The organism is Halopenitus salinus, assembly GCF_042662125.1.
Taxonomy (GTDB): Archaea; Halobacteriota; Halobacteria; order Halobacteriales; family Haloferacaceae; genus Halopenitus; species Halopenitus salinus.
Window position 1 is genome coordinate 269,063 of sequence record NZ_JBHSXL010000009.1, and the last position, 14,725, is coordinate 283,787.

At 68.6% G+C, this 14,725-nt stretch carries 15 protein-coding genes; 9 read left to right on the top strand and 6 right to left on the bottom strand.

From position 1 onward, the window contains the following. Positions 1–50: 50 nt before the first annotated feature. From ACFQE9_RS10775 to ACFQE9_RS10790, 4 genes are all read left to right on the top strand, one after another. Positions 51–1,613 carry a Na+/H+ antiporter NhaC family protein gene (locus tag ACFQE9_RS10775; RefSeq protein ID WP_379744277.1) on the top strand — a complete coding sequence of 521 codons (1,563 nt, stop codon included), beginning with the start codon at positions 51–53 and terminating at the stop codon, positions 1,611–1,613. Next, on the top strand, positions 1,610–1,888 hold the full coding sequence (locus ACFQE9_RS10780) for a DUF7513 family protein (protein WP_379744279.1): 279 nt from the start codon (positions 1,610–1,612) through the stop codon (positions 1,886–1,888). Before ACFQE9_RS10775 ends, ACFQE9_RS10780 begins: the two co-directional genes overlap by 4 nt. 124 nt (positions 1,889–2,012) lie before the next feature. Next, positions 2,013–2,726, top strand: coding sequence for a potassium channel family protein (locus tag ACFQE9_RS10785; protein WP_465261096.1), 714 nt, complete (start codon positions 2,013–2,015; stop codon positions 2,724–2,726). A gap of 118 nt (positions 2,727–2,844) precedes the next feature. Beyond that, positions 2,845–3,468 (top strand): DUF7384 family protein, encoded by a 624-nt coding sequence (locus tag ACFQE9_RS10790; protein WP_379745588.1) that lies wholly within the window; start codon positions 2,845–2,847, stop codon positions 3,466–3,468. Positions 3,469–3,685: 217 nt separating this feature from the next. Here ACFQE9_RS10790 and ACFQE9_RS10795 read toward each other — a convergent pair whose 3' ends face one another. Both ACFQE9_RS10795 and ahbB read right to left on the bottom strand, forming a co-directional pair. Continuing rightward, positions 3,686–4,312, bottom strand: coding sequence for a non-canonical purine NTP pyrophosphatase (locus tag ACFQE9_RS10795; RefSeq protein ID WP_379744283.1), 627 nt, complete (start codon positions 4,310–4,312; stop codon positions 3,686–3,688). A 150-nt stretch (positions 4,313–4,462) separates the two neighbouring features. Continuing rightward, on the bottom strand, positions 4,463–5,515 hold the full coding sequence (gene ahbB, locus ACFQE9_RS10800; RefSeq protein ID WP_379744285.1) for a siroheme decarboxylase subunit beta: 1,053 nt from the start codon (positions 5,513–5,515) through the stop codon (positions 4,463–4,465). Positions 5,516–5,635: 120 nt separating this feature from the next. Between ahbB and ACFQE9_RS10805 the strand changes: the two genes are divergently transcribed. From ACFQE9_RS10805 to ACFQE9_RS10820, 4 genes are all read left to right on the top strand, one after another. Next, on the top strand, positions 5,636–6,715 hold the full coding sequence (locus tag ACFQE9_RS10805) for an anthranilate phosphoribosyltransferase (RefSeq protein WP_379744287.1): 1,080 nt from the start codon (positions 5,636–5,638) through the stop codon (positions 6,713–6,715). 104 nt (positions 6,716–6,819) lie between these two features. Further along, on the top strand, positions 6,820–7,323 hold the full coding sequence (locus ACFQE9_RS10810) for a hypothetical protein (protein WP_379744289.1): 504 nt from the start codon (positions 6,820–6,822) through the stop codon (positions 7,321–7,323). A 90-nt stretch (positions 7,324–7,413) separates the two neighbouring features. Next, on the top strand, positions 7,414–7,947 hold the full coding sequence (locus ACFQE9_RS10815; RefSeq protein ID WP_379744291.1) for a DUF5812 family protein: 534 nt from the start codon (positions 7,414–7,416) through the stop codon (positions 7,945–7,947). Positions 7,948–8,036: 89 nt separating this feature from the next. Continuing rightward, positions 8,037–8,672, top strand: coding sequence for a TIGR00296 family protein (locus ACFQE9_RS10820; RefSeq protein ID WP_379744293.1), 636 nt, complete (start codon positions 8,037–8,039; stop codon positions 8,670–8,672). 97 nt (positions 8,673–8,769) lie between these two features. Here the strand turns inward: ACFQE9_RS10820 and ACFQE9_RS10825 are convergent, their stop codons facing one another. Further along, positions 8,770–9,936, bottom strand: coding sequence for a nicotinate phosphoribosyltransferase (locus tag ACFQE9_RS10825; RefSeq protein WP_379744295.1), 1,167 nt, complete (start codon positions 9,934–9,936; stop codon positions 8,770–8,772). Between the two features lie 70 nt (positions 9,937–10,006). Further along, positions 10,007–11,746, bottom strand: a complete 1,740-nt coding sequence (locus tag ACFQE9_RS10830; RefSeq protein ID WP_379744297.1) for an Hvo_1808 family surface protein — start codon at positions 11,744–11,746, stop codon at positions 10,007–10,009. A 155-nt stretch (positions 11,747–11,901) separates the two neighbouring features. On the opposite strand from ACFQE9_RS10830, the gene ACFQE9_RS10835 reads away from it, so the two are divergent. After that, a complete protein-coding gene (locus ACFQE9_RS10835; RefSeq protein ID WP_379744299.1) occupies positions 11,902–12,474 on the top strand; it encodes a cysteine hydrolase family protein in 573 nt (190 codons plus the stop codon). A 56-nt stretch (positions 12,475–12,530) separates the two neighbouring features. Here the strand turns inward: ACFQE9_RS10835 and ACFQE9_RS10840 are convergent, their stop codons facing one another. After that, positions 12,531–12,932, bottom strand: a complete 402-nt coding sequence (locus ACFQE9_RS10840; protein WP_379744301.1) for a universal stress protein — start codon at positions 12,930–12,932, stop codon at positions 12,531–12,533. Between the two features lie 138 nt (positions 12,933–13,070). Further along, complete coding sequence (locus ACFQE9_RS10845) at positions 13,071–14,516, bottom strand: bifunctional metallophosphatase/5'-nucleotidase (RefSeq protein ID WP_379744303.1); 1,446 nt, start codon at positions 14,514–14,516, stop codon at positions 13,071–13,073. Positions 14,517–14,725 lie beyond the last annotated feature (209 nt).

Consider the following 14,725-nt stretch of genomic DNA (forward strand, 5'->3'; position numbering starts at 1 on the left):
CTACGCCGGATCACGGGTGTTTAGTCGGTACGACGAGAAGGAGCACAGACATGCCCGATTCCACGACTGAACGGGACCCGACCGCCGAATTCGGCGGGTCGGACGTCGCCGACGGGCCCGACCTGGAGTTCCACGGCGGACGGGGGATGAGCGCCCTGCCCATCGTCTTCTTCATCCTGTGGGCCGTCGTCCAGACGGCGCTGTTGCGCGTCTCCGATACCACCGGGCTCGTCGCCGGGATGCTTCTCGGGCTCATCGTCGGGATGTTCCTCGTGAAGGGTTCCTGGACCGGGTACGCGAACACCATCTTCGAGGGGATGACCCAGCCGGTCGCCGTGACCGCCATCGTCGCCTGGATGTGGGCCGGAATGTTCACGGAGACGCTTCAGGCCGGCGGGTTCGTCGGCGGCCTCGTGTGGATCGCCGACGTCGCCGGCGTCGGTGCGACCGTCTTTCCGGCCATCACCTTCGTGCTCGCGGCCGTCCTCGCGACCGGCATCGGAACCGGATACGGGACGAGCGTCGCGTTCGTGGGGCTGTTCTTCCCGGCCGGGATCCTCCTCGGCTCGAGTCCCGTGTTGACCTTCGGCGCGATCCTGTCGGGAGCGATCTTCGGCGACAACCTCGCACCCGTCTCCGATACGACGATCGTCTCCGCGGTCACCCAGGACGCCGACATCGGCGGCGTCGTGGCCTCTCGGTTCAAATACGCGATCGTCGCGGCCGCCGTCGCCCTGCCCGCCTACGTCCTCGCGGGCGCGGTCATGCCCGGCATCGACGTCGCCGGGGATCCCCGGAAGGTGCTCCTTCGGGGGGCGGATCCGCTCGCGCTCGTTCATCTGCTCTCGATGGGCGTCGTCATCGTTGCCGCCATCGCCGGCCGCCACATCGTCGAAGCGATCTCGTGGGGGATCGTGATCGCGGTCGCGTTGAACCTGATCGGCGGGCTCGCCTCGCCCGCGGACATCCTCGTCTTCCGTGCGCCCGCAGAAGCTCCGGCAGCCGGGGTCCTCTCGGGGCTCCCGATCGTCGAGATCGTCTCCGACGCGAGCGAGATCGGCGTCGGCGGCTCGATATACGCCGGCGCGGCCGGGTTCTTCGCGCTGTCGATCCTCGTGTTGTTGATCATCGCGGCCGCCCAGATCATGATCCGCGGCGGCGCCTTCGAGGCGATGCTCGAGTGGTCGATCGATCACCTCGCGACGAACGTCCGCAACGCGGAGTTGACCATGGTCGGGACCGCGGCCCTCGTCAACGCCGCGATCACGATCAACACCGCCGCCGAGATCGCCATCGGCCCCTACATCGCGAAGATCGGCGAGCGGTTCAACATCAACGGTTACAGACGGGCGAACATCCTCGACGCCCAGACGGCCGCGCTCGGCTACATCTTCCCGTGGTCCGGCGGCGTACTCGCCGGCTACTCCGCGATGATCGGCCTCCCGGGCACCTTCGAGTGGTTCGAGGAGGGGATGCTCGTTAACCCCGCCGAGGTCTGGCCGTTCGTCTTCCACGGCTGGCTGCTCGTGGGGGTCTTCGTCCTCGCGGCCGTCACCGGGTTCGGTCGCGAGTACGTCATCGACCGCGAGAGCGAAGAGGTGGCCCGCGTATGAGCGCCCTCCGCAAGTTCCTCGCCGGCTGGTCGTTCCGGACGACCACTCCGTCCCTCGAGCCAGGCGAGACCGTCTCGGTCTTCGTCGCCGAGTACGAGCCGGAGACCGGCGAGGGCATCGTCTTCGTCGGTGACATGCGACTCGCCGTGGCGAACTTCGATCCGGACGCGCTCGGCGACAGGGTCGCGGTCCGCATCACCGACTTCGACCCGGACGAATCGGTCGGCCGGGGGGAGTTCGAGGGCGTCGTCGAGGAGAGTTCCTACGACGTGTAGCGGTGGGTGGATTCGTGTTGATCATCGCCGGCCTCCGGTGAAACGGCACGCGATCCGTTCCGATATCTCTCGGCGACGGCGCCGATCGGTGCTCAAGGCCGAATGGGAAAGGAAAGCGCACGTCGTGAACCATGGTAACTACCAACATAGATTTTTCACGCAGGTCGACGTATCCAGGCCCATGAGGATACTGGTCGTCGGATTCGGTCGAGTCGGTTCGCGGACCGCACGGATCCTCGCGGCGGAGGGTCACGAGGTCGTGGTCGTCGACGACGACCCGGAGAAGGTGCATCGAGCGCGCGAACGGGAGTTCACGGTGATCGAGGGTGACGGAGCGCTCGAGAGCGTGCTTGAGGAGGCGGGGATCGAAACCGTAGACGCCGTGGGGGGACTCACCGGCTCCGTCGAGACGAACCACGCCGTATGCCGCATCGCCTCCGAGCACGGCCGTCGAACCGTGATGCGTCTGAGCGAGGACGTCGACCCGGAGGTGTACGACCGATACGAATCGGACGCCGATGCCGTGATCTATCCGGAGCGGTTCGGAGCCGCGGGCGCGAAGACGGCGCTTCTCGGCGGCGACTTCAACGCCCTAGACGAGTTGACCGAGGACCTCCAGCTGTTCGTCCTGACGGTTCCAGAACAAGCGCCCTCGGTGGGGAGACACGTCAACGAGATCGATCTCGACGACGACGGACGAATATACGCCCACGGACGAAAGGACGAGTCGCTCACGATCCCGCTTCCGGGAACGATGGTCGAGGCGGGAGACCGGATCGCGCTTCTCGCCTCGACGGGCTCCATCGATCGGGTCCGGTCGCAGATCACGGGGACGTGAGCCGGGCCGGAATGGAAGTGAAACGGTGAAGGATGTAAAACGGAGAAGGGAGAGGGAGCGAAGAAGGGAGCCGGTCGAGTCCACAAACCGGATATGGATGGGACGCGTCACTCCGGCAGTGAACTGGGGATCGCTGTTCGATCGCGGTGAGTCGGCAGACGTCGACCGGGCGGCCGTGACGGGGGCGCTCGAACGGCGGCGCTCCGGGATCGACGATCGTCGCGACGGGGACGAACCGAACACGGAGTCCGGCGACCCGTCCGCGTCGACGCCTCCGGATCCGTCGCCGTCCCGGGTGGTCGCGGACGCCGACGTGCTCGCCGCGGATCTCCTGTGCGGCGGTGACGCCCGTGAGGCGCTCGATGCGATCCGTCGACACTCGTGGATGACGCTGGTCGCGAGCGAACCGCTGGTGGCGGACGCGAGGGAGGTGATCGCGGAGCTCACAGAGGAGACGCTCGCGGACGAATGGGCGGAACTTGTCACCGAGCGCTCTGAGCGGGTGGAGCATCCGGCCGGCGATCACCCGGCCCTGGCGTCGGCATACCGCGGCGGAGCGATGCACGTGCTCTCCTTCGATCCGGGATTGACGAGCGCCGCCGCCGGCGTCGCGGTCCGCGGTCGGATTCCGGCGAGCATCCGGGAGCCGCACGCGTTCGCGGCGGTGTTCGACGCGGAACGGCTGTACCCGACGGTCGTCGGGGGAGAGTATCCGGGACCCGACCGCGATCCTCGAGCGTGATCGCCCGACGCGTACGGGGAGGGACGGAAACGGGGAGAACGCGGCACGTCCGATCGGGATGAATGGCGGACAGGCGACACGAACGCGTGATCAGAGATCCCGACGCGGCGTGTCGCACACCCGCGGACGCGTCGGGGCCATCATGGCTGGCACGCCGCGGGCTGGGTCGTCATCGGTGATAAACATCCGGACGCGGTGGCGTTCGGCGAACGACGAACTAGCGCTCGGCGAACCACTCGGCAAACTTCGCGAGGGCGCGTCCGCGGTGTGAGACGGCGTTCTTCCGTTCGGTGTCCATCTCGGCGAAGGTCGTCCCGTCGTGTTCGAAGATCGGGTCGTACCCGAACCCGCCGTCGCCGCGGGGGGAGACGATCGTTCCGGGGACGTACCCCTCGAACAGCTTCACCGGAAGCGGACGGTCCGCCGTCTCCGCGTCCGGACCCGCCGCGGCGGCCGCGTTGCGATCCTCGCGGTCGATCGGGTCGGGGCTCGCGTCGAAGTCGTCGCCGTCGCAATACGCCAACACACACCGGAAGGAGGCGCGGCGATCGTCCAGATCGCTCGCGATCGCGTGGACCCCCTCGACGCCGAGGGTGTCCTCGACGTAGGAGGAGTAGGGGCCGGGGAATCCGTCGAGCCCCTCGATGAACAGGCCGGCGTCGTCGACGAGAACGGGGTCGCCGGCGTGACGGTACGCCTCTCGCGCGCCGTGTGCGGCGATCGGAGCGAGGTCCGGACTCTGTATCTCGGGATAGTCGTACTCCAGTCGTTTCACGGAGCCGTCCCGGAGGTAGGATTCGGCCTCGCGGACCTTTCCGGGATTGGTCGTCACGTAGGTGAGCATACCGACGTCTCGGCTGTCGATCGGGAATAGGCGTCGATCGGGATCGGGGCCGCGAGCGGGGCCGAAATCGGGAGCGGGAGCGGGAGCGGGACCAGTAACGGGACCGGAACCGGGACCAGGGTCAAAAATCGACGATCGGCCGGCCGGGAGTCACTCCGTGAGGAGGTCCTCGTAGTGCGCGCCGGTCTGTTTGAGCGTCTCGGTGGAGTAGAGCCGTTCGTGGTCGACCGGCAGGTGGTCGGCGGCGAGCTCGTCGACCTTCTCGTCGACGGCGTCCGCGTCGCGGCCGTGGATCATGGTGAAGAGGTTGTAGGGCCAGTCGTGTTCCGGACGGCGGGGACGGTGATAACAGAGCGTCACGTACGGCAGGCTGCCGACGCGCTCGCCGCGCTCGTCGAGTTCCCCGTCTGGAACGTCCCAGACGACCATGCAGTTGTTCTCGAAGCCGGTGACGACGTGGTTGACGACACAGCCGATCCGCTTTATGCACCCGTCATCGAGGAGCCGCTCGATCGCCTGCAGGACGGCCTCGGGGTCGGCGTCGAGGTCCGCGGCGACGTCGCGATACGGCGTGGCCGAAAGCGGAAGGCCGCCCTGGATCGCCAACAGCACCTCCGCCTCGAGACGCGTGAGGTCGCCGCGCGACTCCTCCGGGATGCGGGTCGCGGAGGCGTCCTCGCCGGCGACCGACTCGCGAGCGAACCGGTCGCGATTGACCACCGGGAACTCGAGGTCGATGTAGTAGTCGGTCAACATCGGCAACGCGAGCACCGACAGGCCGGTGCGTCGCTCGATCTCCTCGCGGATCGCATCGCGTTTTTCGCGCGTGCCGGCCGTGATGACGAACCACATGTTCCACTCGTGGTCGCGGCGGTAGTTGTGGTTCACCTGTCGGTACCCGTTTACCACCTCGGCGATCTCGTAGAACCGTTCCTCGGGAGCCCGCACGGCGGCGAGCATCGAGGAGCCGATCACCGGCGGATTGAGGACCGCCCCGAATCGGCGAAAAACGCCCTCCTCGTGGAGTCTACGGACCCGGTCGATGAGCGCCTCGGCCGTGAGGTCGCGGTCGGTCTCCGCGGCGATCTCGGCGGCGACCGATTCGAAGGGGGACTCGACGACCGGAAAGCCGCTCTGGTAGCCGTCGATCAAGGCGGCGTCGACGGCGTCCAATCCGCGTCGCCAGTCGGCAGCGGTGGTCATCACTCCCGGTAGGGAGCGGAGTTATCTACGGCTTTCGGAGTCGGAACGCGGCGGCGGGACGATTCCCGCTCGATCGGAGCAAGCGGGAGGCTTTTGCGGGGAGCGACCGTACCGTTCGCCATGGCGAAAGCGACCCAGGAGTTCGGCGAGTGGCCCCTCGAACGGTTGATGACCGAGGTGTGCGGGTCGGGTCCGAAGTCCGCGGCGGACCTGACGCGCGACCAGGCGACCGAGGCGCTCGAACGGATCCTCGCGGACGAGCCCGACCACACGACCCTGGGGGCCTTCTGGCTGGCGAACCGCTGGAAACGAAACACTCCCGAGGAGCTTGGCGCGTACGTCGACGTGATGTGTGACCGCGTCGAGTACGCCGAACCCGACGTCGATCCGGTCGACTGCGGGGCGAACTACGACGGGAAGGGCGAGTCGGCGATCCTCGGCGTCGGAGCGGGCGTCGTCGCGGCCGCGGCCGGCACGCCGGTCGTGGTCCACTCCGGGGACCGCGTTCCGACCCAGAAACAGGACGCCTACAAGCACGTTCTCGACGAACTGGGCGTCGCGACGGAGCTCGTCCCCCGTGACTCCGCGAGGATGGTCGATGAGACCGGGTTCGGGTTCTACTACGCGCCGGCGTTCAACCCGGCGATCGACGCTCTCCAGGAACGTCGCGAGCGGATGGGCGTGCGAACGTTCGTGAACACGATCGAGACGCTCGCAAACCCGGCCGGCGCGGGCGTCCACCTCGGGTCGTTCTACCACCTCGCATTCGCGCGCAAGGTCTGTGACACGTTCGCCGAGAGCCGGTTCCACGACCTCGATCGAGTGATCATGTTCCAGGGGATGGAGGGCTACGACGACATCCGTCCGGGCTACACCAAGGTCGCCGAGTGGGACGCCGCCGGCGACGACGCGGACGCGGCGTTCACCGATTACGAGATCGAGACGCCGGAGTACGGAATGGACTTCGAGGCCGAGGACCTCGCGGTCGACGACGTGGCCGGGGACTCGGCGTCGATCACCGAGTCGGTGCTGGCAGGCGAGCGCGACGATCGGTTCGCGGACGCGATCGCGCTCAACGCGGCGTTCCGCATCTACGCGCGCCGCGACGTCGAGACCATCGAGGAGGGACTCGAGGCGGCACGCGAGGCGATCGACGACGGCTCGGCCGCGGCGGTTCTCGAGGAGCTTCGCGCGTTCTGAGACGCCGCGATCGAGGGACGAAGGACGGGCGTCCCGGCGAGGGCCGACCCCGACCGGAACCGTCCTTCGCGGGGTTTATCGCTCGCCGGGGCCAACGACCGGCGATGACAGAGGCGTACCGCGGCGCGATCGGCGCGTTCCCCTACGCGTTCTCCGAGAGCGACTCGTGGTTCTTCCGGGTCTACGGGGTTGTCGGCACGCTCGCGGCCGTGATCGTCGCCCTGGTCGTCGGGATGGCGCTCGTGGTCGAGCTGGCGCGGACCGCGGAGTTGACCCGCGGCGGGCTCGTCTCCTTCTCGCGGTCGCTGTTCGTGTTTCTGGGCTTCACCGCGGCGGGACCGCTCGTCGCGCCCGTCCTCCTCGTCGCGCGCAGACACCGGAGGGGGACCGCGGTCCATCGGCTCTACGACCAGGCCATGGCGGCCTGTGGCTACCTCTTTCTCGCGTCGATCTACCTCGCGCTCGTGATCTCCGCGCCGCCGGCGTTCCAGGAGCCGACGACGTCGCCGGTCCTCGGCGCGCTCTATGCGGTCCACCCCGTCGCCGGCGTCCTCCCGCCGATCGCCGCCTTCGGCGTGATGGTTCTGGTGCACCGGCGATTGGGATAGCGCGGGGGGAACCGGTCGATCACTGACGTCTCGACGGGCGGATCCCCCGGCTCGAAACGGGCAAAAGGATCGACCGACTACCCGACGACGATGACCGACCCGACGGATCCGAACGAGTGCGGATCGGAAACCGACGATCAGACGGACGACACACCGGAGAACAGCGAGGAGGGTACCTTTCTCGTCACCCACGCGGAAGCGGAGTCGGCCGTCCTCAGGGACGTCGACGACGGACGGGTGCACACGTTGAGCTCGAACCCCGGAGTCGAGACCGAGGACGTCCTGGAGGCCGCCATCGCGCCGGAGCCACCCCTTGAGGTGACCCATCGCGTGATCGAGGTCGAGTCGCGTCGACGGATCCCGATCGAGGAGAGCCCGGAGCCCCCGACCGAACAGGAACGCGACCTCGCGGCCGACCAGGCAGTCGGAGAGGTGACTCGCGAGCCGCGGGCCGGTGTCGGGGAGCTTCACGTCATCACCGTGCCGGAGGAGACGACGTCGGACGCGGTCGGGGACGTGCTGGACGACTGGGAGACGACGATCGCGCGCGCGGCCCGACTCGGCGTGAATCGCGTCGAGATCCGATCTGAACCCGGGATCGTCTCGGTTCGCTACCTCCCGTGAGACGCGAGCGAACGCAGTGGGGACCGATCGGGGCACCAGCGGCCGTTCCAAGGGAAGCGTTCAAGTCGTCGGACCGTCTGTAGATCGGTATGTCCGAGGCGCAGACCGTTCGACTGTCCTACGAGGACGGGGCACGGGCGGTCGAACTCGCGCGCGAGTCGGTCGAATCGTACGTGCGACACGGGCAACGCGAACAGCCCGGAAGCATGCGGGACGCCTTCTACAACCGGACTGGCGCGTTCGTGCGGCTCCAGTCGACGCGGGGGCGCGGACGCCTCCGCGGGTGTGCGGGGACCTACAGCGAGTCCGACCAGCTCGGCCACGCCATCGTCGACGCCGCGATCAAGGCGGCCTCGGGCGACTCCTGTGGCACCGAGGTCGGCCCCAAGGAACTCGACAGCCTGCAGGTGTCGGTGTGTATCGTCTCCAACACGACGCTCACGAACGATCCGCTCGAGGACCTCGAGCTCGGCGTCCACGGCGTCGCCGTCGACGGCGAGGGGAGACACGGGTGGATGTATCCCCGGCTGCCGATCGAGAACGACTGGAGCCCGGCGGAGTTCCTCTCGCGAGCCTGCCGGAAGGCGAAGCTCTCGCCGACCGCCTGGGAGGAGGACGACACCATGGTGACGCTCTTCGAGGGACAGGTGTTCCGCGAGCGCGAGGACGGCGGCGCGGTCGAGGCGGTGGCGGCCGGAGAGTCGCTCGAGGCGTCGAGCGAGTAGCGTCGCTGGGAGCTACCTGAGAAGCGGGAACGCCGTGCCGGTCCGTTTCGCACGGACGGGTTCCGATCCGGGATGGAGACGCCGAGCGGCGCGCGAACTACTCCTCGATCGCGGCCCCGAATCCGGTTCGCTCCGCGTCCGCGAGCGCTCGCTCGCTCGCCTCGTCGATCGAGAAGGACCACCCGTCCACGAGTTCCCCGTCGCGAAGCAGCGGCTCCAGGAGGGGATCGGCGTCGGAAGGTCCTTCGCGGTCCGCGAGCCCGACGTGGTGTCCGCCGTCGGGGGTCCGGTAGACCTGTTTCGCACCCGAGAGCTTCCCGCGTTTCGCCGCCGGCTCCCCGTCGACCACGACGAGGTCGAGGGCGAAATCGACCGGGTCGGCGTTCGAGACGTGACCGCCGACGCCGAAGCCGTCGGCGACGTCCCGGAGGCGGACGAGATCGGAGGGGCCGAGCCCGCCGGAGACGAAGACGTCGACGTCCCCGTGTCCCCGGGCGTCGAGTTCCCACTGGACCTCCCGAACGATGTGTCTAAAGTCCCCTCGCCGGGATCCGGTGGTGTCGAGTCTGACGCCGGAGAGGTTCTCGCCGAGTGCGTCGACGGCACGTAACACCTCGTCCACCTCGTCGGTGTAGGTGTCACACAACGCGACCCGCGGGACCTCCGGTTCGACCGCCTCGTCGAACGCACGCCAGGCCGCCTCCTGGTTCCCGCGGCCGAAGCAGATCACGAGCGCGTGTGGCATCGTGCCGGACGCCTCCTCGCCGATCACCTCGCCCGCAGCGACGTGCGAGAAGCCGTCGAGGCCGCCGACGAGTGCGGAGCGCTCGACGGTCGCGGTCATCGCCGGGTGAACGTGGCGGGCGCCGAAGGAGAGGACCGTCGAGTCGGGGGCGGCGACCCGACACTCGAGCGCCGCGGTCGCGATCCCGGAGGCGTGCGAGAGGAACCCGAGAAGCGAGGTCTCGAGGCGGGCGAACTCGAGATAGGGGCCCTCGATCCGCATCACCGGACCGCCGTCGAAGAGGGTTCCCTCCGGCATCGCGTCCACGTCGATCGGTCGTCCCTCGAGGAGCGCCACGGCGTTTTTCACGCCGGCGAACAGCTCGAGCTCCCCGTCGGGGAACTGGTCGGCCGTCACCTCCGCGACGACGCGGGGGTTCCGGCCGGCCGCCTCCAGCACCCGTTCGGTCCGGTCGAAGTAGGCGTCCGTCGCCCGCCCGCTCGCGATGGCGTCGGCGCCGACGATGTCGAACTCCGTCATACTGGCACGTCCGACCCCGAGGAGAAAAAGCCATCCGGGTCGCGGATCGCGTGTTCTCCGACAGCCGCGTCTATCGGCGTCGACGCGCGACCGCCACCAGAGCGATCCCCGAGATCACGACCGCGAGAAGCGCGAGAAGCGCCGTGAACCCCGGCGTCTCCCCGGCGGTCGTCTCCGTGGCCTCGGTCGTTTCGTCCGGTCCCTCCTCGGAATCGTAATCGGGCAGGGTCGGAGTCGTCACCGCGGAGTCGGTCGGTTCCGATCCGTCCTCCGTGTCGGAGTCCGATCCCGTCCCGGGCTCGCTCGTGGGTTCGGGCGTCGGCTCCTCGAGGTCGATCGCCGGTCGGAGTTCGGTCACGTCCGCGGGCATGGGCGCGTGGACGATGGTCACTCGCGTGTCGTCCAGTTCGATCCCGTAGGCGCCCCGGAACCCGCCCTCGGCCACGTAGATGATGCCGTCGTCACGTCGAACGGCGTCGTGGGCGTCGAGCATCCGGAGGTAGGTCGCGTGGAACTGGGCGGCGTCCGCGGGGGTCTCCCACTCGCTGGCCCAGACGTAGCCGTTTCGCCGCTCGTCGCCGCGGTCGTTTCGGTAGGGAACGATCCGGTCGCCGGCCCAGCCGTCCGTCGACGCGTGATCGTAGTTGTAGACGGATTCGGGATGGATCCGCGAGGAGTCGAGGAGGACGCGCTGCCAGTCGAAGGTGTCGGCGCCGTATTCGCGACTCTGGAACCAGAACATCGCGAACATGGACGCCTCGCCGACGGTGTCGGAGCCGTTTACCCCCTGATCGGGATACGTCTCCCAGCCGTTCGTGGCGGTATCGGCGACGGGAACGGGCTCCGGAGCGATCGATTCGCGGTGGATCGTCTCCGCGGTCGCGTTCGGGGGCGACTCCATGCGTTCCGAGACGCCCTCCCACCCCTCCTCCTCGACGATCTCGGCGACGTAGGCGGGACCGTCGGAGTACGGCTGGAAGACGGTCAAGTAGATCCCCCAGTTCTCGGGTGGCCCCCCTCCGCCGCTCGATTCGGGGCCCTCGAGACAGGACCAGTCGCCCGCGCCACAGCGCTCCTCGTAGCGGTTCTCGACGTAGGAGGCCTCGCCCTCGACGATCCCGTCGATCGCGAGATCGGCGTCCTGCGTCTCGCCGACGTACCGCGGCCTGGAGAGGTTGTGATACTGGTCCTGCATGGCGTGGGTGAGTTCGTGGACGAGCGTCGCCTCCTCGATTCGGAGCTCCTCCCCCTCGGGTACCACGATCACGATCCGGTCTCCCCCGGGCGAGTAGAAGCCGGCGACCGAGCCCGACAGCGTCCCCTGGATGGCTTCCTCGGAGGATCCGTCCTCGCCGACGATGAAGAGCGCCTTCCACACCTGGTCGTTCCACCGGTTGAACTCGGGGTTCGACTCGGAGCCGTTCATCGTCTCCGTGTACTCCGCACGCGTCATCGTCTCGACCGGCACCTCCTCCTCGAAGGGTCGCTCCCGGAGGTACTCGACGCGGGCCATGCCGCGGTGGACGAGCAAGGTGATCTCCTCTTCGTCGAGCCCATCGGAGTCGTCGATCGCCAGCTCGGCGTCGTGACAGACGCCCTCCCAGTAGCCGATCTCGTCGTTGGTGGTCGCCTCACAGCTCCCGTTCGTCGCGTCGTCCGAGTCCTCGGATCCGGTCTGGAACGGTCCGACCGCGTGGGAGACCGCTCCGTCGTCCGGCGCCGGCCGAGCGGACGCCGCGACGGATCCGACCGGCGCGACCGCCGAGGAGACCAACAACACCGCGACGAACAGGACGAGCGACCGTCGCATACCGTGACATGGGAACAGGCGGGTAAGAAGCTTACCGACGGCGGGGCGCGGTCGGCCCCCTCGTGAGCGACGGCCGCATCACGAGCGACGACCGTACCGTGAGCGGAGATCCGAGTCGGCGTGGATTTTTGGCCGATCGCCGCCTATCCACGATCATGCGATTCGACGCCAGCGAGACCGCGGTCGTCGCCGTCGACATGCAAAACGGATTCTGTCACCCGGACGGGGGCCTGTATGCCCCCGCGAGCGAGGAAGCGATCGAACCCGTCGGCGACCTGATCGATCGAGCCCGGTCGGCGGACGTCCCGGTGGTCTACACCCGGGACGTCCACCCGCCCGAGCAGTTCGAGGACGCACACTACTACGACGAGTTCGACCGATGGGGCGAACACGTCCTGGAGGGGTCCTTCGAGGCGGAGATCGTCGACGAACTCGAGGTGCGTCCCGAGGACCACGTCGTCGAAAAGCACACCTACGACGCCTTCCACCGGACGGAGCTCGGCGGCTGGCTGGAGGCGAGAGGGATCCGCGATCTGGTCATCTGCGGCACGCTCGCGAACGTCTGTGTCCTCCATACGGCCGGAAGCGCCGGGCTTCGCGACCTTCGTCCCGTCCTCGTCGAGGACGCGCTCGGGTACATCGAGGAGGATCACCGCGAGTACGCGCTCGAACACGCCGACTGGCTGTTCGGCGAGACGGTCGAGCTGGGGAACGTCGCGTTCGAGTAGGCGACGCGATCGAACACGACGTCTCGGGAGCAGACAGGGTTCGAGTCCACGGAGGCTCAGGACCCGACGGTGATCACCGTACAGTCGAGCTTCTCCCGGAGGAACGAGTCGATGTCGGGGTCCGAAAACACCTTCCGGAGGGTTCGCCGCCAGCGGCTCGCCTGTCGGGAGCCGATCACGACGACGTCAGCGTTCTCGGCGGCGACCTCCTCGAGGATCGACTCCTCGACGAGGAACCCCTTGCGGACGACGTACCGCGCGCGGTCGATGGATCCGAACTCCCGTTCGACGGTGCGTTTGAGGTCGACGCGTGTCACGTTGTGGCTGTCCTGATAGAGATCGACGTGCAGCACGGTCAACGACGCGTCCCGGTCCTCGGCGACCCGGATCGCCTCCCGGAGCGTCCGCTTGGAGTCGGCCGTCAGCGGATACCGGACCGGAACCACGACGAGGGACATGCGCGATCGGTGGGGATTCCGGTTACAAGACCCTGCCGTTTCCGGATCACGATCAAGCCTTCGAGCTCCGGCCACGGACGCGAGTACCGATCCCGGCCAGGATTCGGATCGCGGCGGCGGGAGTCGGGATCGCGGCGGTCAGAGTCGGGGTCCCCGATCGGAGACGGTGGACGGCTCCTCCGCCGGGCGCTCCGCGTCCGCCTCCTCGTTCGAGCCGTTCAGGACCCGGATCCGACCGTCGATCGTCGGGTCGATGCCGCGCTCGGCGGCGTACCGCCACAGGACCTCGTACTGTATTCCGCCCTCGCCGGCGCGGTGGCGTTCGCGAAGCGTCGGAAACTCCTGGTCGGAGTGGAGCAGGTACTCCGAGGTCGCGACCGTGTAGGTCGCCTCGGGATCGATCGCCCTCCCGTCGACGGTCGCGTCCCGAAGCGTTTCGGCGTCCGCGTCCCAGACCACGCGGGCGTTCGAGACGTGGCCGTGCCACCAGTCGTCCTCGCCGAAGTCGACCGTCGGCGCCGCCATCTCCGCCAGGATCGACCGAAGCTCCCGGCCGGTCACCTCGGCGCGGACGACCGGCTCCTCGAAGGGGATGAGGCTCACGAGATCGGCCCGGGTGACGCGGCCCGCGATCGGATCGCCCGACCGAAGCCCGCCGGCGTTGGTGAGGCCGACGTCGGCGGAGAGGGCCCATCGGAACGCGTCGGCGACGAAGTTCCCGACCCGACACTCGCCGCCGTGGACCACCTCGTCCGTGCGGGACATCGGCTCGTCGAGCGTCGCGACCGTCTCGTCGAGGCCGGTGTTGGCCATCCGACGCTCGAGGGCGTTCCGGAGGTCCGAATGCGGATCGGCATCCGATCGCTCGCGAAGCGTCGCGGTCGGTCGCCGGTCCGCGAACAGCTCCACCTCGGCGACCGCGGCGCCGTTGACGCCGGGACGAACGAGGAGCGTCCCGTCCACGTGCTCGTTGCGCGGGCTGTGGACGTGTCCGCCGAGGATCGCGTCGACGTCGAGCGCCCGGGCGAGATCGTCGTCGCCGCCGCCGAGATGCGAGAGGACGACGAGGTGGTCGGGTGGGTCCGCCGCCGCGCGCATCGCCTCGAGTTCCGCCTCGACGGCGGCGATCGGGTCCGAAAACGACAGCGAGGCCGCCATCGGGTTCAACGAGTCGGTCGCCGGGTCGGTGACGCCGACGAACCCCACCCGGGAGCCGTCGATCTCCCGGACAGCGTGGGGGACGACGCCCTCAGCCGCGCCGAATCGTTCGCCGTCCTCGTCGCGGACGTTCGCCGAGACGTACGTCGCCGGCGACCGCTCGAGGAGTTCTCGAAGCGCGCCGGGGCCGTGGTCGAACTCGTGGTTGCCGAAGGTCTCGAGGGCCGTGTCCGTCGCGACGTGGAAGTCGACCGCCTGTCGGCCGGAGGCGACGAGCGAGAGGACGCCCGGCGCGGTCGTGTCGCCGGAGCCGACGACGAGCGCGTCGGGGCCGTCGAGCTCGCGGATCCGGCCGGCGAGGCGAGCGGCCCGCTCGGGCGTATCGAAGACGTTCTCGACGTCGGAGTGGTGGACGAGGCGGGGCATCTCCGTGGGAACCTGGGGGCGTCCCGAGGTAAAAGCCCTCGGGGCGGAGGGCGAGCGTTGGCGATCGATGTCCCTCACCCCGGGTCGCGCCGCGATCACCGTCACCTCGCCATGATCCGCCCTCACACGGCCGCTTCGGTTTGAAAGCCCTTTTATGCCATCCCGGAGTATTCCGGTGCACAGCCTCTTCGGGGTTGATGATGTGGCGC

What these genes read in the sequence shown, in the direction of transcription:
- ACFQE9_RS10775 (WP_379744277.1), top strand. Translation starts at nt 51, where the DNA reads ATGCCCGATTCCACGACTGAACGGGACCCGACCGCCGAATTCGGCGGG.
- ACFQE9_RS10780 (WP_379744279.1), top strand. Translation starts at nt 1,610, where the DNA reads ATGAGCGCCCTCCGCAAGTTCCTCGCCGGCTGGTCGTTCCGGACGACC.
- ACFQE9_RS10795 (WP_379744283.1), bottom strand. Translation starts at nt 4,312, where the DNA reads ATGCTCACCTACGTGACGACCAATCCCGGAAAGGTCCGCGAGGCCGAA.
- ahbB (WP_379744285.1), bottom strand. Translation starts at nt 5,515, where the DNA reads ATGACCACCGCTGCCGACTGGCGACGCGGATTGGACGCCGTCGACGCC.
- ACFQE9_RS10805 (WP_379744287.1), top strand. Translation starts at nt 5,636, where the DNA reads ATGGCGAAAGCGACCCAGGAGTTCGGCGAGTGGCCCCTCGAACGGTTG.
- ACFQE9_RS10810 (WP_379744289.1), top strand. Translation starts at nt 6,820, where the DNA reads ATGACAGAGGCGTACCGCGGCGCGATCGGCGCGTTCCCCTACGCGTTC.
- ACFQE9_RS10815 (WP_379744291.1), top strand. Translation starts at nt 7,414, where the DNA reads ATGACCGACCCGACGGATCCGAACGAGTGCGGATCGGAAACCGACGAT.
- ACFQE9_RS10820 (WP_379744293.1), top strand. Translation starts at nt 8,037, where the DNA reads ATGTCCGAGGCGCAGACCGTTCGACTGTCCTACGAGGACGGGGCACGG.
- ACFQE9_RS10825 (WP_379744295.1), bottom strand. Translation starts at nt 9,936, where the DNA reads ATGACGGAGTTCGACATCGTCGGCGCCGACGCCATCGCGAGCGGGCGG.
- ACFQE9_RS10830 (WP_379744297.1), bottom strand. Translation starts at nt 11,746, where the DNA reads ATGCGACGGTCGCTCGTCCTGTTCGTCGCGGTGTTGTTGGTCTCCTCG.
- ACFQE9_RS10835 (WP_379744299.1), top strand. Translation starts at nt 11,902, where the DNA reads ATGCGATTCGACGCCAGCGAGACCGCGGTCGTCGCCGTCGACATGCAA.
- ACFQE9_RS10840 (WP_379744301.1), bottom strand. Translation starts at nt 12,932, where the DNA reads ATGTCCCTCGTCGTGGTTCCGGTCCGGTATCCGCTGACGGCCGACTCC.
- ACFQE9_RS10845 (WP_379744303.1), bottom strand. Translation starts at nt 14,516, where the DNA reads ATGCCCCGCCTCGTCCACCACTCCGACGTCGAGAACGTCTTCGATACG.